Genomic DNA, 24,718 nt, shown 5'->3' with positions numbered 1-24,718 from the left:
CCAAAATAAAACGCTCTCAATGTTAAGCGTTTATTTTTTCACTCGGTTATGCAAGGTAGTGCAAATAAACATTTAGTTTCAAAATAGCGCTAAAAGCGCCAATTAAAACGGGAAGGATTTATGCCCAAGTTACGTTCTGCAACTACCACGCAAGGTAGAAATATGGCGGGAGCTCGCGCGTTGTGGCGAGCAACTGGAATGAAAGACACTGACTTTGGAAAGCCGATTATTGCTATTGCGAACTCATTTACGCAGTTCGTACCGGGGCACGTTCACCTTAAAGATCTCGGACAACTAGTGGCGCGAAGCGTTGAAGCCGCGGGCGGTGTTGCAAAAGAGTTTAACACCATTGCAGTGGACGATGGCATTGCTATGGGGCACAGCGGCATGCTGTACAGCCTACCTTCTCGAGAAATCATAGCTGATGCTGTGGAATATATGGTGAATGCCCACTGTGCCGACGCCATCGTATGTATTTCTAACTGCGACAAAATAACGCCGGGGATGTTAATGGCGTCTATGCGCTTAAATGTACCCGTTATTTTTGTTTCAGGTGGGCCAATGGAAGCAGGTAAAACCAAGCTTTCAGATCAGCTTATTAAGCTTGATTTGGTAGATGCCATGGTAGCGGCTGCCGACGATAAAGTGAGTGATGCCGACAGCGACGAAATTGAACGCTCTGCCTGCCCAACTTGTGGCTCATGCTCTGGCATGTTTACGGCAAACTCGATGAACTGCTTAACCGAAGCATTGGGATTATCGTTACCCGGCAATGGCTCAATGCTAGCTACCCATGCCGACCGTGAGGGATTGTTTAAAAAGGCAGGTGCGCAAATTGTAGAGCTGTGTAAACGCTACTACGGCGACGATGATGAAAGTGTGTTGCCGCGTAATATTGCTAACTTCAAAGCGTTTGAGAATGCAATGAGCTTAGATATCGCCATGGGCGGGTCTACTAACACTATTTTGCATTTGTTAGCCGCTGCGATGGAAGGCGAAGTGCCTTTCACAATGGATGATATCGATCGTCTTTCTAGAAAAGTGCCGCACTTGTGCAAAGTGGCGCCATCTACACCCAAATACCATATGGAAGATGTTCACCGAGCAGGTGGCGTGTTGGGTATTTTGAACGAGCTTAACAAAGCCGGTTTGCTAAATACTGACGTGAATCATGTGTTGGGCAAACCGCTTACCGACGTTATTAGCGATTGGGATATTACTAACCCTGAGAACAAAGACGCTATTACCTTTTACCGCGCAGGTCCTGCAGGTATTCGTACCACTCAAGCGTTCAGTCAGGACTGTCGTTGGGACGAAGCCGATGATGACCGTGAAAACGGCTGTATTCGCACGGTAGAACATGCATACAGTCAAGAAGGCGGATTGGCAGTGCTATACGGTAATCTTGCTGAAGATGGCTGTATTGTTAAAACAGCCGGTGTTGACGAGTCGATTTTAAAATTCAATGGTACGGCCCGTATTTACGAAAGTCAGGACGACGCTGTTGCCGGAATTCTAGGTAACGAAGTGCAAGCTGGCGATGTGGTATTTATTCGCTATGAAGGTCCTCGTGGAGGGCCGGGTATGCAAGAGATGCTATACCCTACGTCATACTTAAAATCGAAAGGGCTTGGTAAGTCGTGCGCCCTTGTAACCGACGGTCGTTTTAGTGGTGGTACATCGGGCTTATCTATTGGGCACTGCTCGCCAGAAGCAGCTAGCGGCGGTGGTATTGGCCTTGTAGAAGATGGCGATAAAATAGCAATCGATATTCCAAATCGCAGTATTAACATCGTAATAAGCGATGAAGAGCTTGCCGCGCGTCGCGCCAAAATGGAAGCTAGCGACAAACCATGGCGCCCTAAAAACCGCGTTCGTGAGGTTTCTACATCACTGAAGACCTTCGCAGCATTGGCTACCAGTGCCGATAAAGGCGCTGTGCGCGATGTGAGTAAACTGGAAAATTTATGATGGTAAGTGAGCACGTTAGCGACCACGATTATCTTAAAAAGATCTTACTAGCCCCAGTATACGATGTGGCGGTGGCCAGTGAGCTGTCTTACATGTCGTTACTGTCGGCAGAACTTGGTAACGAGGTTTACTTAAAGCGAGAAGACCAGCAGCCAGTTAAGAGCTTCAAATTACGGGGCGCATACAACCGTATATGCTCGTTAACACAAGTGCAATTAAAAGCCGGTGTTATTGGCGCATCTGCAGGAAATCACGCTCAGGGTCTTGCTTACAGTGCCAAGATGAGAGGTATTCAGGCTACTATAGTTATGCCTGAAACGACACCTGACATTAAGGTTGATGCGGTGCGTCGCTTTGGTGGCGACAATGTCAATGTGGTGCTGTACGGCACCAGCTTCGACCAAGCAAGTAATCATGCAAAGACGCTATGTGAAACACATGGCTACACCTTTGTTCCACCCTTCGACGACCCCGATGTTATTGCTGGGCAAGGCACCGTTGCTCGAGAATTATTAGAGCAAAATCCTAACCTTGATATATTGTTTGTTGCCGTTGGTGGCGGCGGCCTTGCCGCTGGCATCGCTGTGTATCTAAAACAGTTAAAACCAAGCATTAAAATAGTTGCGGTAGAATCTGAAGAGTCAGCGTGCTTTATTAAAGCGCGCGAAAAAGGTGCGCCGACAGAGCTTGAAAGCGTAGGTATTTTTGCCGACGGCGTTGCCGTTAAGGTAATGGGGCAAGAAACCTTTAGACTATGTAATCGACTGATAGATGAAACTATTACAGTTACCAACGACGAAATTTGCGGTGCCATTAAAGATATATTCGATGACACGCGGGTTATTGCGGAGCCCGCTGGGGCGCTTTCTGTTGCTGCTATTCGCAAATATGCTAAGCAGCATGTTCTGCAAGGAAAGAAACTTGGCGGCATCTTGTGTGGAGCCAATATAAACTTCCACACGCTTCGTTATGTGTCGGAACGCTGTGAGCTTGGTGAGCAAAAAGAAGCCGTTTTTGCAGTGAAGATCCCTGAGACAAAGGGGGCATTCAAACAGTTCTGTGAATGCGTAGGTGCAAAAGCAATTACCGAGTTTAACTATCGTTACGCAAGTAGCACCGAAGCGCATATCTTTGTTGGCGTAAAACTTAAAGGTGGACAGCAAGAATTTTTAGCATTGCAAAGCTCGCTTGAAAGTAAAGGCTATGATTGCTTTAACCTTACGGATAACGAACTAGCGAAGCTGCATGTGCGCCATATGGTGGGAGGTAGGCTTCCTACGTCGTTAAACGAACAAGTGTTTAGCTTTGAATTTCCAGAGCGACCAGGAGCACTATTGAACTTCCTCAATACACTTGGTGAGCAATGGAACATTACGCTGTTTCACTATCGCAATCACGGTGCCGCTGAAGGTCTTGTCTTGGCTGGCTTTGATATTGCCCCAGAAAGCCGAGCTGACTTCAATCAGCACGTTGCCGAACTAGGATATAAAGTAGAAGAAGTGACCGACAACCCGGCTTATCGTTTCTTCTTATCTCAACCAGAATGATTTAACCAATTAAGCACCGCTTACAGTTTTTGCTTTTCGCCGTTTCACATTAAGCGCATGCTTACTGTGAAGCGGTGCAAAGCTGCCTTCTTACGTCACCAAAATAAAAAAGCCCAAACGGTGTTGCTACAAGCGTTTGGGCTTTGAAAGCTACAAAATACGGTTTAAAGCATTAACTCTCTGCGTGTAGCGCTACATTTTCAAGATGTTGCATCATCTCAGGCCAAATCAAGGCCATCACATCTTGGCGAAGCGCTTCGCATTCTTCTGAGTATCTAAGGCTGCCGTCTTTTTCAGTATCTAGCCAGTGATTATCTTTCAGAGCACTGATAAAGCTTGAAAGCACGTTTTTATCATAGAATTCTGGCGAGCTTAATCCATACAATGTCGACAAGCGTTCTGCCACTTTTTTGCTTTCACGTTCTAGTGCACTTCGACTAATCACTTTTTCTTTATCTAAAATAGTAAGCACCACAGCGTAGCGCTGTAATGTTTCTTGCATGCAGCGACTTAGCAACCATGCTGAATGGAACTGCTTACAGTGTGCATCAGGTGGCAGCAACTCATCACCTTCTTGACGAAGTAGACCGTTGCTTAGCAATGCGTTAATAAGCGAGTCGGTATGCGCTAGTGCTTCATCTTGCGTTAAGTGCAAAAACAGCTCTTTTTGCAACAATGGATAAAGTGCGGCGATTAATTGCAAAATTGCGCTACGGCCAGTCCCTTTTCTTGCAAATACCGACGCCATAATAAGCCCAGGTAGCGCAAACAGATGCAAAATATTATTGCGGTAGTAAGTTAGGTATACCGCTGATTTTGGCTGCGGGCCTATTAGTCGGCCATAGTCGTCCTCTTTTACATCAAAACGACCTAGCTTCAAGGTATCGTGCAGTAGTTCTTCTGCCGTCGAATCGGGAATAGTGGCGTCGTCACTAAAGGGCACTGCTTTAAACAGTTCTATGAAATCACCTAACGCCTGTTTTAGTTCTGCTTCACTCATGGTTTGTGTTTTTGAAGACAACAGGCAAAGCGAAGTAAGTGCCATTCCGTTAAGCGCTGCAGCACGGTTTATACGCGTCATCACATTATTGGCTAGCTCGTTAACCGCAGGTGTAAGCCAAGCCGGTTTCTTGTCTGGATCGGCGTCTCGACATTCGCGCCAATCTGGCACTTGGCTTTCTAGGAATTGGTTAAGTTGAATGGGCTCGCCAAAGTTCACGTAACCATGGCCATAGTTTTTTAACTTCTTAATGGCAGAAAATACCTGAAGGTTAGACTCTTTCTTTTTCTTCGAGCCTTTAAGCTCGTTTAAGTAGCTCTTCACTTCCATCACATTTTCATAGCCAATATACACAGGCACAATGCTCACGGGGCGATTAACACCTTTTAGCATGGCTTGAATAGTCATAGCCAGCATACCTGTTTTAGGCGGGATAAGTCTTCCGGTACGGCTTCTACCCCCTTCTGGATAATACTTTACTGAATAACCTTTGTTGAAAAGCAGCTCTAGATATTCTCTAAACACCGCTGTGTAAAGCTTGTTGCCAGCAAAACTGCGACGAAGGAAAAACGCACCACCACGGCGGAACATTTTGCCTACCGGCCAAAAGTTAAGGTTAATACCTGCAGCAATGTGAGGTGTTACCATACCTTCGTGATATATCACGTAGGTAAGCAATAGGTAGTCCATGTGGCTTCGGTGGCACGGTACATAAATAATTTCATGTCCATTAGCAGCAAGCTCACGAATTCTATCGGCATGGCCTACGCTGATACCGTTATAGATTTTATTCCAAATACGGGTAAGCAGCCTGTCACCAAAGCGTATTAAGCCTTCGCGATAGTCGGCAGCAATTTCGGTTACGTAAGACTGTGCTGTTTCTTTTGCTTTTTCGTGGCTTATCTTTTTACTGCGAGATTCTTCTGCTATCGCACGGCGAACGGCATCTGAACCCAATACACTGTTATTCAGTTCTTGGCGCTCAAGTAACATTGGGCCAGTCATGCTTTGGCGTTTACGTTGAAAGTGAGTGCTTGCTACACGTACTAGCTTGTGTGCAATGCTTTGATCGCTACCGTGCTGATTCGACATTACGCGGGCAGACACTGCTTTAGAGTAATTAATAAAGTTGTCTCGGCCTAAGAACAATACGATAAACAATTTTCTTAGCCAGCTTGGTGCGGCTCTATCAGCAATAAGATCGCTTAAACCTGGGTTGCCTTTACCTGGCGCTCGTCCCCACGTTACGAAAACGGGCACGACTTGAAGGTCAAGGTTTTCATGATCTCTGTGCAAATGAAAAAGTTCGGTAAATACTTCTTCAATATCGGTATCCTTTGCCGATGAGCGGAAAATCGGCTGCGTTTTTCTTAAAAACAGCGTAGAAGAATACTCTCTTCCGGCAAGCGCAAGAGTTTCAGTGGGGCTAGGTAAGCCCAGCGCCTCTGTCGACATTTTTAGCGCCAATTGATCGGTCACTGAGTTTGTTGGAAGCAGATAAACAATAGGTTTGTTCTTATCTATTCCTAATTCGGTTTCAACGTTTACTGGAATGCTATGCGCTTTAACCAGCAACTTAACAGGATAATGAAATACCGACAGAAGGGCTTTTCGCATCCACGACATGAATTATGTAATCCTATGAAATAAAATCTGGCGAAGTGTATCACAGTTGGCGATATATCTCGCTATTCGCACTGTGATACCTGAATTGTCACACCTGTTAAGTTATGGCTACAAATAGCCTTGAACAAGACGTTTCATGTAGGGCGTTATACGAACGCTTTTTTAAGCCGAATAACTACGTTATAACGCATGGGGGATGTTCCAATCAGCAGCATAGCGCATTGCTACATTGCAGCGCTCATAGGCTTTACCGTAGGTTTTCATTATTTCTGTACAATGCGTAAAGCCGTTTTTTTCATACAAATGGATGGCTGCTTCACAACTGCTATTAGTAAGCAAAAACAATAGCTTTGTAGCAATGTCTTCAGCTTCCTTAACGACATGTTGAAGTAACGCTTCACCCACTTTCAACCCTCGTGCCGTTGAGACTACCCCCATTTTGGTAAGTTCAAACGTGCCTTCATCTTTTTTCATCAGTGCGCAAGTTCCTACCACACCCAACTCAGGGTGCAGTGCAAACCAAATATGACCGCCTTTTTCGATAATTTCACGCTGAGGGTTTGATATGACACGCTCATCAATGGCTTCTAGCTTGAACATATCATTTATCCATTCTCGATTGATTGAATCAAAATAAGGAGCAAGCTCTAATGAAAAAGGCGCAAAAGTTAGCATGAAAATTAAACCTTTATGGGTGTGGATATAGGTAAAAATATTATCAGTGCCATACGCTTATCACAAAACAATTACGAATTGGCATTTATCAATGGGCGATTTAGGCTAGGCGCCTAATTATTACATAAAGTTCACACTCTTAAATAAATAAGAAAAGGCCTATAGAAAAGGGGGGTGAAAATTGCGAAATCTCTGCTTGTTTACTACTTTTGTATGATATTAACGCAGTGTGAGAACAAGCAATGAATGAGAAGTCTCGGCTTAAAGTCATCGATGAATTTATGCTAGATCAAGATTTGCCGTTAGACCTAGACGATTTAATGATGGTTTTGGCTGAAGCGTTTAGAGTACCTATCGCACTGATAGGCATTATGGGCGAATATGAGGAAAAATTTAAAGCCAGTTATGGACTTGATACTACCAGTGTTTGCCGTGAAGACACGCTTTGCAGCATCGTTGTTAAAACGCGAGACCAGCTTGTAGTTAGCGACGCCACACAAGACCCGAGATTTAAAGATAGCCCGCTCGTTACCGGCGCTCCCAATATTTGTTTTTATGCAGGTACACCGCTTGTTGTAAATGGTGAGGCCGTTGGTGCGCTGTGCCTTATCGATACAAAACCTCGAGAAATAGACGTAAAACACGTCAAGGCGCTAGAGCGCATAGCAACGCTTGTAAGTCAGCACATTACGTTATCCAATGAACATGAGATTCTAAAGCGAGAGCACGGCCTTATTGATAAATCGCCCATCGTACTTGCTACATGGCGGTTTGATACCTCACTTAACTTGATACATATATCGCAAAATTGCGAATACGTGTTGGGCGTGGCACCGCAAGACCTGTTAAGCGGCGCTGTTCAACTAAACGATATTTTATCTAACGCGGCAGAGCAGGATTTTACGTTTACTATGCAGGCACATCTTGAGGGCGTAGAAACGCATACCTGTCGTTTGCAAATTATTTCACCTACTCGCACCATCTGGGTAAGCATGATCTCAACAGCAAGTTTTCGTGAAGATGGAACGCTGCTGTCGGTACAGGCATTTTTGTTTGATACCAGCGATCAGAAGTTTGTTGAAGATAAATTGAATAAAACCAACTCACGCATGCGCTTGCTTCTTGAAGCATCTGAGTTGGGTACGTGGGACTGGAACTTACAGGCAGATGTCAACCAAGTGAACAAACGGTGGTGCGATATTGTTGGTTTAGAATACGAGTACTACGATACAAGCTCTCGTTTTTTTAAGCAGCTTATTCATCCTGCCGATTTTATTAATGTAGAAAGAAAATTAAATGAGCATTTGAGCGGTGAAGCAAAAGTATTTAACACCACGTTTAGAATGAAGCATAGCAGTGGGAAGTGGGTGTGGGTTGAAACCTACGGCAAGATTGTTGAAGTAGACGAGGGCGGCAACCCTGTGCGTGTTGCGGGTATTCACCGTGATATAACTCATCGAATGGAGAATGACCTTCACGAGAGAAAGAAAACCCAGTTACTGCAGTTTATAAATAAAACCCGTGCCTCTTATTTACAAAGTAACGACCTTACAGCGGCATGCCAGTCGGTCTTATCAGAGTTAATTGACATATCAGACAGCCAAATAGCCTTTATTGGCCAGATGCGAGACGTAGAAACGCAGCCCAAACTCTTTATACATGCAATTTCTGAAATTGTATGGGACAGTAAAAGCTTCACCCAATATGCTGAATATAGAAAGCGTAATTTATATTTTTCGTCGTTTGACAACTTATTTGGACAAGCCATTACGTCGGGCGAGGTCGTTATTAGTAATACCGCTGGAGCACATCCTGCTTCTAAAGGAACGCCACAAGGTCACCCCAGAATTAGTCGGTTCCTTGGTTTACCCATAAAAGTGAAAGACAGAGTAGTGGGTATTATTGGACTTGCGAATAAATTCTCACCATACACCAACGAGGATGCGGAGTTTTTTCAACCTTTATTAGACGCTCTTGCAGGGCTGTTTTATGCCGTAGACCTAGAGCAAGCTCGGGCCGAAGCAGAGGAAAAACTGCGTAAGTTAGCCATGACAGACCCGCTTACGGGGCTATTCAACCGGCGCGCGTTTATTGAGCAATGTGAGGACATGGCGAAAGATCATTGCAGTATTTTTGTTGTACTCATCGATATCGACCACTTTAAAAATGTAAACGATACCTATGGCCACGACGCTGGAGACTGTGCGCTTAAGCAAACCGCCGATATCATCAGCGATGCAATTAACGATGGAGACATTGTTGCACGTCTCGGCGGAGAGGAGTTTGCCATGGTAATTCGTGGTGAATGTGAGCGTGAAGCGAAGAAGCGTTTAGACTCATTGCGAAAGCGTATAGCCGCTACAAAAATGTCTTATAAAAAAGACACACTGCAACTAACGGTAAGCATGGGCGTAACCTTTGTTGACGACGGTTTTAATATGGATTTTAGTGCGCTGCTGTCTTTAGCTGACCAAGCCTTGTATGACGCTAAAGCTAATGGGCGAGACAGAATTGAGTGGGCACCATTCACCAAAAAAGCCGTTTAAGAAAACGGCTTTTTTAGAGAGCGTTACTTAGTTCTTGTTATTTCGTATTAGGTGTATATAATTACAGGAACTGTATGAACAGACAGGTCTTTTATGCGCCCATTAACAGCTCGACAAACCGAAGTTTTAGAACTTATCAAAACCACTATGCAAGAAACGGGAATGCCTCCAACGCGTGCGGAAATTGCCCGTCAGCTTGGTTTTCGTTCTGCTAATGCTGCCGAAGAGCATTTGAAAGCACTTGCTAGAAAAGGTGTTATTGACATTTTGCCGGGCACCTCTAGAGGTATCAAACTCAATATTCCGCTTGAAGATTCTGTAGAAGAAGATGGTTTGCCACTCATTGGCCGAGTGGCCGCTGGTGAGCCTATTCTTGCGCAAGAGCATGTAGAGTCGCATTACAAAGTCGATCCTGCACTGTTTCAGCCACAGGCTGACTTCTTGCTTCGTGTTAACGGCATGAGTATGAAAGATATTGGTATTTTAGATGGTGACTTACTCGCAGTGCATCGCACTACGGACGTTCACAATGGCCAAGTCGTGGTAGCTCGTGTTGATGAAGACGTAACGGTTAAACGCCTTGAAAAACGTGGCAGAGAAGTACTGCTACATGCCGAAAACGAAGAGTTTTCTCCAATTAAAGTGGACTTAGCCTCACAGCCTTTTGCTATCGAAGGTATTGCTGTAGGTGTAATTAGAAATGCAGACTGGATGTAGAGTTTTATCCAACTCAACCAAAAGCGGCCTATTAGCCGCTTTTTTTATACCTAAACTTTTGTTAATGATTGCACTATTGTGAAGCAAGGTTGTTTTTTGACCAAACGGATCAACTGAGTTAAAAAATTTAATACGCCCTCTTTTCCGCCGCGACATTGAAACAAAAATTTCACTTTTTAGCGTTTTATAATAAGTCTCGCCGTTTTAATTCCCTATCCACAATGTTTTAAATTGTTGTATTTAAACGCTTTTATTTAGAGTGAAAAATTATCTTATGTTCAAAATGGTTGTTTGAATCAAGGTTATTTGTTTGCAGCATTTGTGTTTATTTCTGCTATTGGACGGTATAGCTAGCTGAAACCAATGATTAAATTTTAAACACTTCATTAAAAATTTAATAGAAAAGACTAGACGGCAGTGAATAATCGCGCAATTATTAGTCAGGAATTAACAAAATAATAACAATGACTCTAAATTTGTTTTACAAGTTGCAGTTGTGGGTCAACCGTTCGCAAACCATCTGGTAGGGACAGCGCGCAAGAACATTTGGCGTTAATGGTTCTACCATTACGGAGGTGCTGAGTGAAACAACTAACGAACGTCATCGCAAAAGGGGCTGCGGCATTACCCTTTTTGTTATTTTCTCATTTTCTTTCTGCGCAACAGGCTGCTGAAGAAGTCTCTTCATTGAACCTACGGCGAGGAGCAACTGACATTAGCGGGCAAGTGTACGATTTGCATATGCTGATGTTCTTCATTTGCGTTGGTATTGCTGTGGTGGTGTTTGGCGTGATGTTCGCGTCTATGTATCTTCACAGAAAATCCCGCGGCGCTAAGCCCGCTAATTTCCATGAGAACGTAAAAGTGGAAATTGCATGGACAGTTGTGCCTTTCCTTATCCTTATCTTCATGGCGGTGCCAGCGGCCAATACACTGATTGCCATGGAAGACGTGTCTGAAGCGGACATGACGGTATTGGTAACAGGTTCGCAATGGAAGTGGCATTACAAGTACATGGACAGTGACGTTGAATACTATTCTTTACTGGCCACCCAGCGCGAGCAGATAGAAAATAAGTTTGAAAAGACAGATAACTATCTGCTTGAAGTCGATCGCCCCTTAGTTATTCCTACCGGTAAAAAAGTACGATTTCTTATCACGTCTGACGACGTTATCCATTCGTGGTGGGTACCCGATTTCGCAGTGAAAAAAGACGCTAACCCAGGTTTTATTAACGAGGCATGGGCCAAGGTGAATGAGCCAGGTATTTACCGAGGTCAGTGCGCTGAACTTTGCGGTAAAGATCACGGCTATATGCCCGTTGTTGTTATCGCCAAAGAGCCCGCCGCTTTCGAAGCTTGGATGGGAGAACAAGAAGACATTGTTCGCCAAGCAAAAGAGGAAGAGCAGCGCCTACTGTCGATGAACATGTCGATGGATGAGTTAATGAAGGAAGGCGAACGGGTGTACAACACAACATGTGCAGCGTGCCATATGCCAAACGGCGAAGGGCTACCAGGTGTATTTCCAGCGCTTAAAGGCAGCAAAATGGCCCTTGAAGATCAAAAAGGTCATATTGAAATTGTGCTTCATGGAAAGTCAGGAACCGCAATGCAGGCCTTTAACAAAATGCTAAGCCTTAAAGAGATTGCAGCGGTTGTGACTTATGAGCGCAATGCGTGGGGTAACAACACGGGTGACATGGTGCAGGCGAAAGATGTCAACGACGTGGCAATGGGTAACTAGGAGCGAGTTATGAGTAAAGCAACTGACGTTATTTCGCCAGATTCATCTGTGCATCACGACGAACATGATCATCATGATCATATTCCAAAAGGTATTACCCGCTGGTTATTTACCACAAACCATAAAGACATAGGCACGCTGTACTTATGGTTCGCCTTTATTATGTTCTTAGTGGGCGGTGCCATGGCCATGGTTATTCGCGCCGAGTTATTCCAGCCTGGCCTACAAATTGTCGAGCCAAACTTCTTTAACCAAATGACTACGGTACACGGTTTAATCATGGTGTTTGGTGCGGTTATGCCAGCGTTTACTGGCTTAGCAAACTGGTTAGTGCCTATGATGATTGGTGCGCCAGATATGGCCTTGCCGCGCATGAACAACTGGAGCTTTTGGATATTACCTGGGGCATTTTTAATATTGCTTAGTTCACTGTTTATGGAAGGTGGTGGTCCTGCGTTTGGCTGGACATTCTATGCGCCGCTTTCAACAACCTACAGTGGCGATTCAACCGCACTGTTTGTGTTCTCGGTGCACATCATGGGTATCTCATCCATCATGGGTGCGATAAACGTTATTGTTACCATCTTCAACATGCGCGCGCCGGGCATGACATGGATGAAAATGCCGCTGTTTGTATGGACATGGTTAATCACTGCCTTCCTACTTATCGCGGTAATGCCGGTATTAGCAGGCGCTGTTACCATGGTGCTTACCGATAAGTTCTTTGGAACAAGTTTCTTTGATGCTGCGGGCGGCGGTGACCCCGTTATGTTCCAGCACATTTTCTGGTTCTTCGGGCACCCTGAAGTATACATAATGATTTTGCCGGCTTTTGGCATCATTTCACAAATTGTCCCTACATTCTCGCGTAAAAAGTTGTTTGGCTATGCCTCAATGGTTTACGCAACGGCATCTATTGCATTGCTGTCGTTTGTTGTTTGGGCACACCACATGTTTACCACGGGTATGCCGGTATACATGGAAATGTTCTTTATGTTTGCCACCATGCTGATATCAGTACCTACCGGTGTAAAAGTGTTTAACTGGGTGGCAACGATGTGGCGTGGCTCGCTTACATTCGAAATGCCTATGATGTTTGCTATTGCCTTTATTGTGCTGTTTACCATTGGCGGTTTATCGGGCCTTATGCTGGCCATTACACCGGTAGATTTCCAATATCACGACACATACTTTGTAGTAGCGCACTTCCACTACGTACTGGTGACAGGCGCCGTATTCTCCATTATGGCTGCCGTGTATTACTGGTTGCCTAAATGGACAGGCAAAATGTACGACACGACATTAGCTAAATGGCACTTCTGGTGTTCGCTCGTGTCAGTGAACGTGTTGTTCTTCCCTATGCACTTTGTAGGTTTAGCAGGCATGCCTCGTCGTATTCCCGACTATGCCCTTCAGTTCGCCGACTTTAACAAGTGGATAAGCTTGGGTGGTTTTGCGTTTGGTTTGTCGCAGCTGATTTTCTTGGCGCTTCTTATTAAAGCGTGCCGAAAACAGGGCGAACCAGTATCGGCACAAGTATGGGATGGTGCAGAAGGTCTAGAGTGGGAAATCCCCTCTCCTGCTCCTTATCACACCTTCGATACGCCACCTGTTGTGAAGTAACTCATGCTAGCTCAAGCGCGAATTTAATCGCGCTTGAGCAAGGCTTAGTTTGGAGACTGTGTTATGTCGCAAGCAAATGCAAACAACAAAATGGTACTAAAGCTTGTTGCCATTGTTATTGGCATGTTTGGTTTTGGGTTCGCCCTTGTGCCGCTTTATGACGTGTTTTGTGATGTAACAGGAATTAATGGAAAAACAGAAAACAGTGCAGCAGTTTATCAATCTGTAGAGATTGATGAGTCTCGTGAAATAACAGTGGAATTTATCACGCGCACCAATACGGGCATGCCGTGGGAGTTTCGCGCTGAAACACAGCGAGTAAAAGTACATCCAGGCGAACTGAATACGGTATCGTTTTATGTTCGAAATCCTGCCTCAAGCAATATTGTAGCGCAGGCTATTCCTTCTGTTTCTCCAGGTACAGCCGCGTTGTACCTCAATAAAACTGAATGCTTTTGTTTTAACCAGCAGCCCCTAGACGCTGGAAGTGAGGCCTACATGCCTATGCAGTTTTATGTTGACCCACAGCTTCCTAAAGAAATTACGTATTTTACATTGCAGTACACACTATATGACGTCACCGCGAGAGCAAGTGACCTAACGACAAAACCGAATCCCTTTATGGTTAGCGGCGCTGAAAGCGGCAAATAATCAACGTAGGGGTAAGGAGATAATAATGCAGCAAGAATACCAAAAATATTATGTACCCGCGCAAAGCCCATGGCCAATTGTAGGAGCGGTAGCGCTCTTTCTTATTGCCGTAGGTGCTGGAAATTTTGTAGTAGAAGCCACTAAAGGTGAGTCTGGCTACGGAGGTCATATCTTAACCGCCGGCATCATTGTGCTATTGGTGATGTTAGTAGGCTGGTTTAAAAATCAAATCGATGAGTCGATGTCAGGGCTTTATAGCGACCAGCTAGGCCGCTCTTACCGTCAAGGTATGAGCTGGTTTATCTTTTCTGAAGTGATGTTTTTCGCGGCGTTTTTTGGCGCACTTTATTATGCGCGCTTTATCGCCGTGCCATGGCTTGGCGGCGCATCAAATAATGCTATGACCAATGAAGTGCTGTGGCCAAGCTTTGAAGCAATGTGGCCTTTAGTGTCTACACCTGGCGGTATTCAAACTAAAGAAATGAGTGCGGCAGGGCTACCCACTATCAACACGGTTATTCTGCTCGTCTCTTCAGTAACGCTGCACTTTGCGCATTCGGGTTTGGAAGAAAATAAACGCAAGCAGCTTACTTGGATGCTTGGGCTTACTATATTGCTTGGCTGTGGCTTCTTATTTTTGCAAGTAGAAGAGTACATTCATGCGTACCGCGAACTTGGTTTAACGCTTCAGTCGGGTATATACGGCAACACGTTCTTTATGCTTACTGGGTTCCATGGCATGCACGTAACGCTGGGAACCATCATACTCATTGTGTTGTTTTTCCGCGTGTTAAAAGGGCACTTTACGCCAGATAACCATTTTGCATTTCAAGCGGGTAGTTGGTACTGGCACTTTGTAGATGTGGTTTGGGTAATGCTCTACATCTTCGTTTACGTGCTTTAAGCCCTGTTCGCGTCGAGCCCTAGTAAGGTCTGGGGTTCGGCGTTATTAGCCCTGTACCTATTGCAACAAGAATAATTATAACAATAACGGCAGATGTGAGAACGCGACGACCAATGTATTTGCTCATTGGGCCATTTTTAGGGTCGTTTTTCATCATTACTCGCATAGCCAAAAACAAGTTAACGATCATGTATATCACTAAGGCAACTAGGATTATTTTTATCATTATAAAGACCTCTGTTTTTCTTATTGGTTTTTGTAGGGTGCGTTAACTATGGCACAACGCACTCGCAAGCTGCTTCCTTGGTTACTCACTGCAATTAGTGTGGCAGCAATGTGCGGGCTTGGCTTTTGGCAGCTAGAACGTATGATCCAAAAGCAGCATCGTTTAGCTAGCATAGCGCAAAAGCAAAGCAATGGAAGTGTGAGTTTATTAACCGCGTTAACGAACGATGACCCACGTGACATTACCGTTACCTTCGACGGCGAGCCTGATACTACACATCTGGTTTTTCTAGATAACCAAATCCAAGATAAACGTGTTGGCTACGATGTAATCGTGCCGGTCAGAACGAATGCTGGCTGGGTATTAGTGAATTACGGTTGGGTATCTGCACCTGATATGCAGCGCACGCTGCCGACAATAAAAATCGATAAAGGTCTTCTTTCTTTCAGAGGCATTGTGTCGGTGCCGGGTATTAACCCCTTGATAACAGAAACCAATACACAGTCATGGGTTTTCCCCGCGCTGGTTCAGCAAATTGACTTTGCAGATCTCAGTCAGCGCCTGAATCGCGACTTATTACCTTATGTTATTCAACTCACAACAGACGATGTTGCGTTTGTGCGCGACTTTCGCCCTGTAGTGATGTCTCCAGAAAAGCACCTTGGCTACGCCGTGCAATGGTTTGGATTAGCCGTTGCCGCTGCAGCTATAGGCGGCTTTGCCATTAGTAAAAAAGGACGTAGTTATGAGTGATACTGCATCAACTAAAAACGCGGCTTCAAAACGCACTTTGCTACTTATGATAGCGGTGTTTGTTATTCCTGTAGTGTTAGCAAAGCTAGCACTAGAGAACGACTGGTTTACTAAAGCTGCCACTAATAAAGGGCAATTACTATCACCTACCATTGATATGACTTCAGTGTTGCAAGATGCAGCACCGAAATGGCGAATGCTTTACGTTATGCCTGAAAACTGCGATGCAGTCTGTGAAAACGCGTTGTTTAGCATAAATCAGGTGTGGCTGGCGCTAGGAAAAGAGTCTGACAGAGCAGAAGCCTTAGTACTTACTACCGACAACAGCGACCCTAAAGCGCTTGCTGCGTTAACTCAGTACCCCAACGTTGCCACAATGGAAATTTCTACGCCTAGTCAATTAGCTACTAATAGCGTGTATATCGTGGACACCCAGAATAATGCCATGTTGTTTTATCAAATAAAGCTAGAACGACAAGATGCAGTAATGGAAAGCCGCAATATGTTGGCCGACATGAGAAAGCTATTAAAGCTATCGCGCATAGGATGATTAGTATGAAGAAATTAACGCTGTTTAGCTTATTTTTAGCTGCCGTCGTCATTATTTTAGGTGCGTATACACGTTTAACTGACGCCGGTCTGGGCTGCCCAGACTGGCCAGGTTGCTATGGCAACTTAACCGTTCCGCTAAGTGAAGAGAAAGTAGCACAAGCCAATGCTGCTTACCCTGAAAGACCTGTTGAAGCGTTTAAAGCATGGAATGAAATGGTGCACCGCTACTTTGCAGGCACGCTGGGGCTTTGCGTACTGGCGATTGCTGTTATTGCAGTGCGAAATCGAGGTAAAGGTACACCGGTTAAATTACCGCTATTTTTATTAGGGCTTATTACCTTTCAGGCCGCTCTAGGCATGTGGACGGTAACGCTCAACTTGTTGCCCGTTGTGGTGATGGGACATTTGTTAGGCGGTTTCACGGTACTGTCTTGTTTGTTTATTTTGTACTTGCGGCTAAAGCAGCACGATGTGCAATTACAGCAAAATGTTGAAGTTAGTAGCGAAGCATTGGCTCAGAAGCAAAATGGACAAAGCAGGCTTAAGGGTTTTGCGCTAGTTGGTGTTGGCGTGCTGGTTGTGCAAATAGCGTTAGGCGGTTGGACTTCTGCGAATTACGCTGCCCTTGCTTGTACCGAGATGCCAATATGTGAAGCGGGATGGCAGTCGCGATTAGACTTTGCCGGCGCGTTTAGTGTGCCCGATGCAGAGAATTACGAGTTTGGCGCCCATGATTATGGTGAGCGCGTAACTATGCATATTGTCCACCGTGCGGGCGCGTTGGTTACTTTTGCATACTTGCTTGCCCTGGGTTTGAGTGTGCTGCGCGCCAGTGGCACTACAAATCTGCAAAAGCGTATAGCCACGTTTATGTTGGGTGCTTTATCTGTGCAGGTGGCATTAGGTGTTAGCAATATTGTATTTATGCTGCCACTTGGTGTTGCTGTTATGCATAACGCCGTGGCCGCGGTACTGCTGCTATCGCTGCTTTATCTTGTTTTCACACTGGTCGTTCCGCTAAGCAAACACAGTAACCAGTTTACGTTTGCATCGACACAAAACGACGTGTCATCACACCAGGGCGCACCATTGTCTGCTGCGCATTCTTCTTTTTCTACTCATGCCCTTACAAAGGCGCCAGGAGGTTTCCATGGCTAAATCAGTGTCTATCACCGCTAGAACCGCTCGTCATCATCAAAGTGTTTCGTGGCGCGACTATTATGAAATGACAAAGCCCAATGTGGTTATGTTGTTATTGCTTACCGCACTTGTGGGAATGTGTTTGGCTACGCCCACATGGGTAAGTGCAGTAACACTTATATGCGGCCTTGCAGGTATCGGGATGCTATCGGCATCAGCAGCGGTAATAAATCATGTGGTAGATCATCGCATAGATAGCATGATGGCACGTACGTTTAATCGCCCGGTTGCTAAAGGAAAGGTAAGTGTTACGAGTGCGCTGTGGTTTGCAGCTGCTCTTGGCGTGATTGGTTTTGTAGTATTAGCCGCGTTCGTAAATATGCTAACCGCGTGGCTAACGCTTGCAAGCCTGGTGGGCTATGCGTTTATTTATACTATGTACCTAAAACGAGCAACGCCGCAGAACATCGTTATCGGCGGACTTGCAGGCGCCGCACCGCCGCTGCTTGGTTGGACCGCGGTAACCGGTGAAATGCACGCCCATGCATTGCTTCTTGTATTGATTATTTTTACCTGGACCCCACCACACTTTTGGGCGTTAGCCATTCATCGTGAAAAAGACTACGCAAAAGCAAAAGTGCCCATGCTTCCCGTTACGCACGGTGTAGGTTTCACCAAAACGTCGGTATTGCTATATACGGTGTTGTTAGGAATAGTATGTTTGATGCCTTACCTGACGGGAATGAGTGATCTTATCTACCTAATTGGTTCAAGTGTATTGAACGCTGGCTTCCTTTATTACGCAGTTAAGCTGAAGTATGCTGCCGACGAACAAACGGCAATGAAAACTTTTAGGTTTTCAATTATTCATCTCATGGTATTGTTTGTAGTATTGTTATTGGATCATTACATACCCATAAGTTTATGAATCAACGAACATTTGTTGGCATTGTTGCTGCGCTAGCCCTTGTGGCTGGTGTGGTTGGGGCGTTATATATAGCGCCTCCTAATTCTTCTTCGAACGCTCAGCCTGAGTATTTCCAAGCATACCCAGAACCGCGCGCAATCTCCGAGTTTTCCCTTACCGATCACAGGGGTAACCCATTCAATTTAACATCGCTCGAAGGGCAATGGAGCTTAGTGTTTGTTGGCTATACCTTTTGTCCAGATATATGCCCAACCACCATGGCAGAGCTGAACACAATTTATCCTGAACTTCAGGCTTTAGAGAGTGTCTATCCTATACGCGTTGTTTTTGTATCAGTTGATCCTAAACGAGACTCAATAAATAGACTTTCTGAGTATGTCAGCTATTTTAATAAAGAGTTTGTGGCGGTTACTGGAGAGCATAAATCTCTTTTTCCATTCGTTCGTAACCTTGGCATGATGTACGCCATTGCTGAAAGTACCGATAACCCAAACTACCTAGTTGATCATAGTGCGTCAGTGGTACTTATCGACCCACAGGCAAGGGTATTAGGCCGATTTAAACCTACAAGACAGCCAGGAAGGTTATCGATAAGTGATTCTCAGCAAATACTGGCAGATATGCCGGTGGTAATCTCAAAGTAGTAAAATGGATATCAAAATTAGACAAGGCGAGGCATCTGATGCCGCGCAAACTGCGCCGCTAATTTTAAGTGCCGCAGAATCATTATTAACATCAGTATTTGGACACAATAAAGACAAAACGGCACTAGGGTACTTAACTCACGCATGGGAACATGGCGGGGGGCAATACGGTTTTAAAAACCACTGGGTAGCAGAAGCCGACAGCACTATTTTAGGTGTTGTCACAGCGTGGCACAGTAAGCTAGGTGCTGCATTCGACCGCGCCACCCTTGATAGCATTACGTCGTACTTTACGCTTGATGAAGCGATGAACGTGCTTATGCGCAATCAAACTGTAGCGGTGAACCTTACACCTCCAACCACAAGCGAGCTTATGATTGGGCATCTATCTGTAGCTGAAGCAGGAAAGCGAAGAGGTATTGGCTCTGCCTTGGTTGACCTTATGAAAATGCGCGCAGAGCAACTTAAGAAGCGTAAGCTGGTGTTAGATGTAGAAGTCACTAACATTCAGGGCATTCGCTTTTATCAAAGCCAAAACTTTACTGAGGCATCAATTAACAAAGGCTTTATTCGCTTCGAACGCGACGTATAGGTAAACGTTTTCTTATATACATCGCTATTAGTGTACACAATGGCATTATTGGCTAGTCGGGATAGTTTCCATTATCGTCAGCAACGAAAAATGGCACAGAGTACCAGTAGTACCTGCCCGACTTACTAATGGATGGTGCAGTACAATTTACGCGTGAGCGACCTACGGGCAGCGCGTCTTCAATAGTAAACGCTACCGTACTCTTTGTGGTTTGAGTTTCAATAACATCGCCACCAAAGAAACAAGAAACTTGCGACGTTCGCATATCATCACTGTTAATGGTAAGCGTTATTGGTTTATCAATATTCCTATCTTTAATACGCGGCTCATTGTGAGATAAGTCGGTAACTGGCATTGCCAAACTGTTAAGCTTGGTTTTAAGTGTTTTCAGGTTTGCATAGGGCCCTGCCGCGGGAAAACGAGGTAATGCCTGCAAGTTGCTGTTAGGCCCAACAGCACCTGAGTGCTGTCCAAATGCTGTATAACCTTCTTGCTCTAGTTTGCTGGCAAGTGCAACGTTAAACTCGCCAAATGGATAGGCAAACAGTTTAGGGCTACTGCCTAGCTTCTCTTCAATTTTCTGCTGCGCTTGCGCTACGTTTTGCCAAACCGAAGAAAGCCATTTTGACTCTCCCATTTCAAACTCACCGTTAAGCATGTGAAGATGATCAAGGGTGTGATTAGCAAAAGTAACACCGTCGTTATGCATGGCCTCTACTTGTTCCCATGTAAGCTGAGATGGGCCAACGCTTATTTCATCTGGATTGATAAAAACAGTATAGGGGAAGCCTTTATCTACCAGCACTTTATGGGCATTGTGCAGAATATTGGCGTAGCCATCGTCAAAGGTAATGGCCACTGCGTTACTGGGTAATGACGTATTACTTTTCAATGCGGTAACGACCTGCTCTAGCGATACTACCGTATGATGTGCCGCTAAATATTCCATATGTTCAGAAAATTCATCAGGCGAAACGCTGGTGCTGCGCGGGGTTTTGTCTGATACGTGATGATAAAGCAAAATAGCGGCATTAGGCGCGGGAGATGCCTCTTCTGCAATGGCAACGCTGTTGTAAGTAGCAAAAAAGCTCAGCGCGAAACATACCTGTACAGAGGCTTTTAACCCTCTGATAGACGCCATTCCTTTTCTATCGAATAAATATAATAACCATTGCATGATACACTCCTTTTTTACGCCCAATTTATAATTGCAAACACTCAACTGAGATCAGCTTATGTCGCGTGATTTAGCACCAACTCATGCATTCTTTCGTGATCATACACGTCTATTGGCGCTAGCGCTGCCTATGATTTTGGCAAATATTACTACACCGCTTTTAGGTTTAGTCGATACTGCCGTGCTGGGTCATATGGCGTTGCCTGCTATGTTAGCGGGCGCGTCTGTTGGAGCATTAATTCTCACGCAAATTTATTGGGTGTGTGGTTTTCTGCGCATGTCGTCTACAGGGTTAAGCGCACAGGCAAAAGGCAGCGATAATGCGCAGTACGAATCGGCGAAAGTATTGTGGCAAACCGTTGCTATAGCGTTACTGTTAGGTGCCGCTATTGTTGCGCTGCAAGCTCCCATCCTGAAAGTTGGGCTCTCTCTCACGAACCCTAACGCGGAAGTGGCTACTTACTTACAACAATATTTTACAACCAGAGTGTGGGGTGCACCTGCTGCAATGCTGAATTTGGCGCTGGTGGGTTGGTTGGTAGGTCAACAGAAAACACGCACCGTTATGACCATTCAAATTATAGGAAACTTATTGAATGCACTGCTTGATGTAATATTTGTTTTCTATCTGGGTTACTCGGTTGCGGGCGTAGCTCTCGCGAGCGTGATAGCAGAATATACCATGGCGATATGTTCACTACTGGCCGCGTTGAAGATTGCGGGTGGTGTGGGCATAAATAGCGCATGGTTTAATCGCGCCGCACAAAAAGTATTAATGAAGTTAAACGGCGATATGCTTATTCGCAACCTTGCACTTCAAGCATGCTTAGCCTTTCTTACTATCCAGGGCGCGCGATACGGAGAGACATCTGCGGCAGTAAACGCTATTTTAATGCAATTTTTTGTTTTAATAGCGCTGGGGTTAGACGGCATTGCCTATGGTGTAGAGGCGCTAGTTGGAGAGGCGCAAGGTGCTCAGGATGCACAAGAAATAAAGCGCAGAACGTATCAAGGACTACTGTGGTCTTCGCTGTTTGCAGTTGCCTATAGTCTGGTGTTCTTTGCTTTTGGCGCCGACATCATTACCTTACTAACCGATCATCAAGTCATTAAAGACAGCGCACTACCTTATTTGCCGTTAATGGTCTTACTGCCTCTTTTGGGGCACTGGTGCTTTCTGTATGACGGTGTTTTTGTAGGCCTTACCCGTGCAAGTGCGATGAGAAATACCATGTTGTTCAGTGCTATAGTGGTGTTCTTTCCCGTGTGGTATTTAACACAAAGTAATGGCAATCCAAGCTTATGGTATGCGTTGCTGGCATTCCTTTTGGCACGTGGAATAAGCTTGGGGTTTTCATTCAGTACCCTAGATAAAAAAGGTGAGCTGGGACAATTGAACGGATAGCCTCTCGGTAAAAAGCTACGCTTTATTTTTCTTAAGTGTTCGGGGCTCAAACGTTTATTGTGGCGAACTTAAGCTTGTAATCAACTAACAACACGCCTGCGTTTCTATACTGACCTTTTATGCACTGGTTTTCTGTGCAATAACGACAGTGTGTTTTTCTGGGTACTGATCGAATTCAACATGACGAATAATACAGCCGGCATCCATGAGTATGCTTAAGTAGGCATTTACACCTAATGACGCATAGTACACCTCTGGCCCCATTGTGTTGTTGGTGTGCGAACCCGCCTTTTCAACGCCGCCACAAGAAAAAAACAGCACGCCATTTTCCACTAAGTTGCCGCAGAATTTTTCTAACAAAGGCTGTTGCTGCTCAAGTGGAATGTGCCAAAAGCTATCCCAAGCGCTAATAAAGGTATAATTTTTGGGAAGCTCAAAAGCGCATACGTCTTCATGGTAAAACGTGCCATACGGCTGGTTTTCTTTCGCAATAGACAGCATGGTTGCCGATATGTCTATACCCTCATATTGCAGTTTTGCTTTTTCTACAAGAGGAATAAATCGATTAGTGCACCCACAGCCCACATCAAGTGCAAAAGCAGGGCCTTGATGTGGGACAAGAAACGACAGTGCCTTTTCGTATGCAGCAATGCCATTTTGACTGTTGAACTGCTCTCTAGTCCACAAATGCGTTATGGTATCGTAAGCTTTGCCGGTATCTTCTGGTGACATCAACAGTCCTTTATCGTTACTTAAACGCGCTTCTTGCTAAATATGTGGTTACTTGCGAACTATGTGGGTTGCACACAGCTTATTGCCAGAAGGGTCGCGCAAATAAGCTAAGTACAGCTGCCTTTGGTCGTTTCCACGAATACCCGGTGGGTCTTCGCACGGTACACCGCCATTCTCACTGCCTACCTTATGCCATTCATCGACAATTTCTGGAGTACGTGCAGCAAGCCCAAGTGTTGTACCGTTTCCGTGCGTAGCAGCTTCACCATTTATTGGCTTGGTGAGTGCAAGAATGCCTTTGGGTGTGTAATAAAATACGCGACCATACTCGTCATACACACCGGCGTCGTAACCCAGTACGCCTAATATGGCATCGTAAAATGCTTTTGAAGCTTCAATATCGTTTGCACCAATCATTACATGGCTAAACATGGTTAATCCCTTTTTGTTTTTTTGATTTAATTTCGCTACGCCGTATCACACACTACGCCTAGTCACGTGCTGCGCCTTTCACACTGCGCCGAACCTTGTTAAGCACCGTGCAATATAAATTCTACTGCACGCTTGGCATGAATGGCCGTGGTGTCGTATAAACGCACTTTTGTATGCGGCTGTTGTACAAGCAGTGCAATCTCAGTACAGCCCAAAATAACGCCTTCTGCGCCTTGTGCTGCCAAGTCGTTTATAACGTTAATATACGCCTCACGTGACTCAGCACAAATCACGCCCTTGCATAATTGTTCATAAATAATGTTATGAACAATGGTCTGTTGCTCTGCACTCGGTACAACCACCTCAATGTTGAATTTGTCTTTTAGCCTGTCTTTGTAAAATGGCTGTGCCATTGTGAATTGCGTTCCTAACAAGCCGACAGTGTGTACTTTATCTTTATTTAGCGCTTCACCGGTGGCGTCAGCAATATGCAATAAGGGTAATGACGTTGCACTGATAACTGCATTGGCAACGTTATGCATAGTATTGGTACAAATAAGAATAGCATCAGCACCCGCGCGCTCTAGAGCCTTGGCTTCTTCAGCTAGCATATTGCCAAGTGTATCCCAGTTGTTTTCATGCTGTAGTCGCGCAATCGGGGCGAAATCTACGCTGCTTAACAGTAGTGGCGCACTGTGGAGCCCGCCTAAAGCATGGTTAACACCGCGGTTAAGTGCCTGATAATAGCTAACCGTCGACTCCCAACTCATTCCGCCAATAAGGCCCAGTTTTTTCATTGCATCACGTCCATTTTGGTGTTCGCCATAAGGTTCTTACCTCACGCCTTGCAATAGTCAATGTGCAACGAGAATAACGGGTTTTCAAGCGAAAAGCTTAAAACTTAGGAGGAGGTTTTTTGTTTTTCAGGAAGGTGAAACGGTTTAAGAATATACCCGCATAGCCAAACATAGCGTAGGCAAAACCGCCGAACAGGACAGAAAGTGACAGGTAGTGAACGGCAATGTGCCAATGACTTATTGATAAAAGCATTACAGCGCCAGCAACGAAAATAGCCAAACCTATTTTGAATCGTTGCCAGCTTTTATGCACATCTTGGGTGATAAGTGCCAC

At 45.0% G+C, this 24,718-nt stretch carries 23 protein-coding genes; 15 read left to right on the top strand and 8 right to left on the bottom strand.

What is annotated here, in order from left to right; all coding sequences use genetic code 11:
- Window positions 1-120: 120 nt before the first annotated feature.
- Together ilvD and ilvA are read left to right on the top strand one after the other, a co-directional pair.
- Complete coding sequence (gene ilvD, locus V7R35_RS07255) at window positions 121-1,971, top strand: dihydroxy-acid dehydratase (protein ID WP_334014063.1); 1,851 nt, start codon at window positions 121-123, stop codon at window positions 1,969-1,971.
- Window positions 1,971-3,518 carry a threonine ammonia-lyase, biosynthetic gene (gene ilvA, locus V7R35_RS07250; protein ID WP_334014167.1) on the top strand — a complete coding sequence of 516 codons (1,548 nt, stop codon included), beginning with the start codon at window positions 1,971-1,973 and terminating at the stop codon, window positions 3,516-3,518. Before ilvD ends, ilvA begins: the two co-directional genes overlap by 1 nt.
- 172 nt (window positions 3,519-3,690) lie before the next feature.
- On the opposite strand, the gene plsB is transcribed toward ilvA, so the two are convergent.
- Complete coding sequence (gene plsB / locus V7R35_RS07245) at window positions 3,691-6,144, bottom strand: glycerol-3-phosphate 1-O-acyltransferase PlsB (protein ID WP_334014062.1); 2,454 nt, start codon at window positions 6,142-6,144, stop codon at window positions 3,691-3,693.
- 180 nt (window positions 6,145-6,324) lie between these two features.
- The gene (locus V7R35_RS07240) at window positions 6,325-6,819 is read right to left on the bottom strand and encodes a GNAT family N-acetyltransferase (protein ID WP_334014061.1); all 495 of its coding nucleotides are present in this window, start codon (window positions 6,817-6,819) and stop codon (window positions 6,325-6,327) included.
- A 242-nt stretch (window positions 6,820-7,061) separates the two neighbouring features.
- On the opposite strand from V7R35_RS07240, the gene V7R35_RS07235 reads away from it, so the two are divergent.
- The 6 genes from V7R35_RS07235 (at window position 7,062) to V7R35_RS07210 (ending at window position 15,006) form a co-directional block, all read left to right on the top strand.
- Complete coding sequence (locus V7R35_RS07235) at window positions 7,062-9,365, top strand: sensor domain-containing diguanylate cyclase (protein WP_334014060.1); 2,304 nt, start codon at window positions 7,062-7,064, stop codon at window positions 9,363-9,365.
- 93 nt (window positions 9,366-9,458) lie between these two features.
- Window positions 9,459-10,082 carry a transcriptional repressor LexA gene (gene lexA, locus V7R35_RS07230; protein WP_334014059.1) on the top strand — a complete coding sequence of 208 codons (624 nt, stop codon included), beginning with the start codon at window positions 9,459-9,461 and terminating at the stop codon, window positions 10,080-10,082.
- A gap of 582 nt (window positions 10,083-10,664) precedes the next feature.
- Window positions 10,665-11,828, top strand: a complete 1,164-nt coding sequence (coxB, locus tag V7R35_RS07225) for a cytochrome c oxidase subunit II (RefSeq protein WP_334014058.1) — start codon at window positions 10,665-10,667, stop codon at window positions 11,826-11,828.
- Between the two features lie 9 nt (window positions 11,829-11,837).
- Entirely contained in the window at window positions 11,838-13,451 is a 1,614-nt protein-coding gene (ctaD, locus tag V7R35_RS07220; RefSeq protein ID WP_334014057.1) for a cytochrome c oxidase subunit I, read from the top strand.
- A gap of 63 nt (window positions 13,452-13,514) precedes the next feature.
- The gene (locus V7R35_RS07215) at window positions 13,515-14,102 is read left to right on the top strand and encodes a cytochrome c oxidase assembly protein (protein ID WP_334014056.1); all 588 of its coding nucleotides are present in this window, start codon (window positions 13,515-13,517) and stop codon (window positions 14,100-14,102) included.
- A 25-nt stretch (window positions 14,103-14,127) separates the two neighbouring features.
- Window positions 14,128-15,006 carry a cytochrome c oxidase subunit 3 gene (locus V7R35_RS07210; protein ID WP_334014055.1) on the top strand — a complete coding sequence of 293 codons (879 nt, stop codon included), beginning with the start codon at window positions 14,128-14,130 and terminating at the stop codon, window positions 15,004-15,006.
- A 19-nt stretch (window positions 15,007-15,025) separates the two neighbouring features.
- Here V7R35_RS07210 and V7R35_RS07205 read toward each other — a convergent pair whose 3' ends face one another.
- Window positions 15,026-15,235: a DUF2909 domain-containing protein gene (locus tag V7R35_RS07205; protein WP_334014166.1), complete on the bottom strand. Its 210-nt coding sequence runs from the start codon at window positions 15,233-15,235 to the stop codon at window positions 15,026-15,028.
- A 45-nt stretch (window positions 15,236-15,280) separates the two neighbouring features.
- Between V7R35_RS07205 and V7R35_RS07200 the strand changes: the two genes are divergently transcribed.
- Genes V7R35_RS07200 through V7R35_RS07175 form a run of 6 tightly spaced genes read left to right on the top strand, consistent with a single transcriptional unit; the run spans window position 15,281 to window position 19,841 of the window.
- A complete protein-coding gene (locus tag V7R35_RS07200) occupies window positions 15,281-15,985 on the top strand; it encodes an SURF1 family protein (RefSeq protein WP_334014054.1) in 705 nt (234 codons plus the stop codon).
- Window positions 15,978-16,535, top strand: a complete 558-nt coding sequence (locus V7R35_RS07195) for a hypothetical protein (RefSeq protein WP_334014053.1) — start codon at window positions 15,978-15,980, stop codon at window positions 16,533-16,535. Before V7R35_RS07200 ends, V7R35_RS07195 begins: the two co-directional genes overlap by 8 nt.
- A 5-nt stretch (window positions 16,536-16,540) precedes the next feature.
- A complete protein-coding gene (locus V7R35_RS07190) occupies window positions 16,541-17,695 on the top strand; it encodes a COX15/CtaA family protein (protein WP_334014052.1) in 1,155 nt (384 codons plus the stop codon).
- Window positions 17,688-18,605: a heme o synthase gene (cyoE, locus tag V7R35_RS07185; RefSeq protein WP_334014051.1), complete on the top strand. Its 918-nt coding sequence runs from the start codon at window positions 17,688-17,690 to the stop codon at window positions 18,603-18,605. The genes V7R35_RS07190 and cyoE overlap by 8 nt, the downstream gene beginning before the upstream one ends.
- On the top strand, window positions 18,602-19,249 hold the full coding sequence (locus tag V7R35_RS07180; protein WP_334014050.1) for an SCO family protein: 648 nt from the start codon (window positions 18,602-18,604) through the stop codon (window positions 19,247-19,249). The genes cyoE and V7R35_RS07180 overlap by 4 nt, the downstream gene beginning before the upstream one ends.
- A gap of 4 nt (window positions 19,250-19,253) precedes the next feature.
- Window positions 19,254-19,841, top strand: a complete 588-nt coding sequence (locus V7R35_RS07175; protein ID WP_334014049.1) for a GNAT family N-acetyltransferase — start codon at window positions 19,254-19,256, stop codon at window positions 19,839-19,841.
- Window positions 19,842-19,893: 52 nt separating this feature from the next.
- Here the strand turns inward: V7R35_RS07175 and V7R35_RS07170 are convergent, their stop codons facing one another.
- On the bottom strand, window positions 19,894-21,018 hold the full coding sequence (locus tag V7R35_RS07170; RefSeq protein ID WP_334014048.1) for a polysaccharide deacetylase family protein: 1,125 nt from the start codon (window positions 21,016-21,018) through the stop codon (window positions 19,894-19,896).
- Window positions 21,019-21,076: 58 nt separating this feature from the next.
- On the opposite strand from V7R35_RS07170, the gene V7R35_RS07165 reads away from it, so the two are divergent.
- Complete coding sequence (locus V7R35_RS07165) at window positions 21,077-22,423, top strand: MATE family efflux transporter (RefSeq protein WP_334014047.1); 1,347 nt, start codon at window positions 21,077-21,079, stop codon at window positions 22,421-22,423.
- Between the two features lie 117 nt (window positions 22,424-22,540).
- On the opposite strand, the gene V7R35_RS07160 is transcribed toward V7R35_RS07165, so the two are convergent.
- The 4 genes from V7R35_RS07160 to V7R35_RS07145 form a co-directional block, all read right to left on the bottom strand.
- Complete coding sequence (locus V7R35_RS07160) at window positions 22,541-23,155, bottom strand: class I SAM-dependent DNA methyltransferase (RefSeq protein WP_334014046.1); 615 nt, start codon at window positions 23,153-23,155, stop codon at window positions 22,541-22,543.
- A 48-nt stretch (window positions 23,156-23,203) separates the two neighbouring features.
- Window positions 23,204-23,587, bottom strand: a complete 384-nt coding sequence (locus V7R35_RS07155) for a VOC family protein (protein WP_334014045.1) — start codon at window positions 23,585-23,587, stop codon at window positions 23,204-23,206.
- A gap of 98 nt (window positions 23,588-23,685) precedes the next feature.
- The gene (locus V7R35_RS07150) at window positions 23,686-24,384 is read right to left on the bottom strand and encodes an aspartate/glutamate racemase family protein (RefSeq protein ID WP_334014044.1); all 699 of its coding nucleotides are present in this window, start codon (window positions 24,382-24,384) and stop codon (window positions 23,686-23,688) included.
- A gap of 97 nt (window positions 24,385-24,481) precedes the next feature.
- Window positions 24,482-24,718: a hypothetical protein gene (locus tag V7R35_RS07145; RefSeq protein ID WP_334014043.1), complete on the bottom strand. Its 237-nt coding sequence runs from the start codon at window positions 24,716-24,718 to the stop codon at window positions 24,482-24,484.

It is taken from the genome of Alteromonas sp. S167 (assembly GCF_036864375.1).
Taxonomy (GTDB): domain Bacteria; phylum Pseudomonadota; class Gammaproteobacteria; order Enterobacterales; family Alteromonadaceae; genus Alteromonas.
The sequence above is the reverse complement of the archived record's forward strand: the minus strand, read 5'-3'. Positions and strand labels throughout refer to the sequence as shown.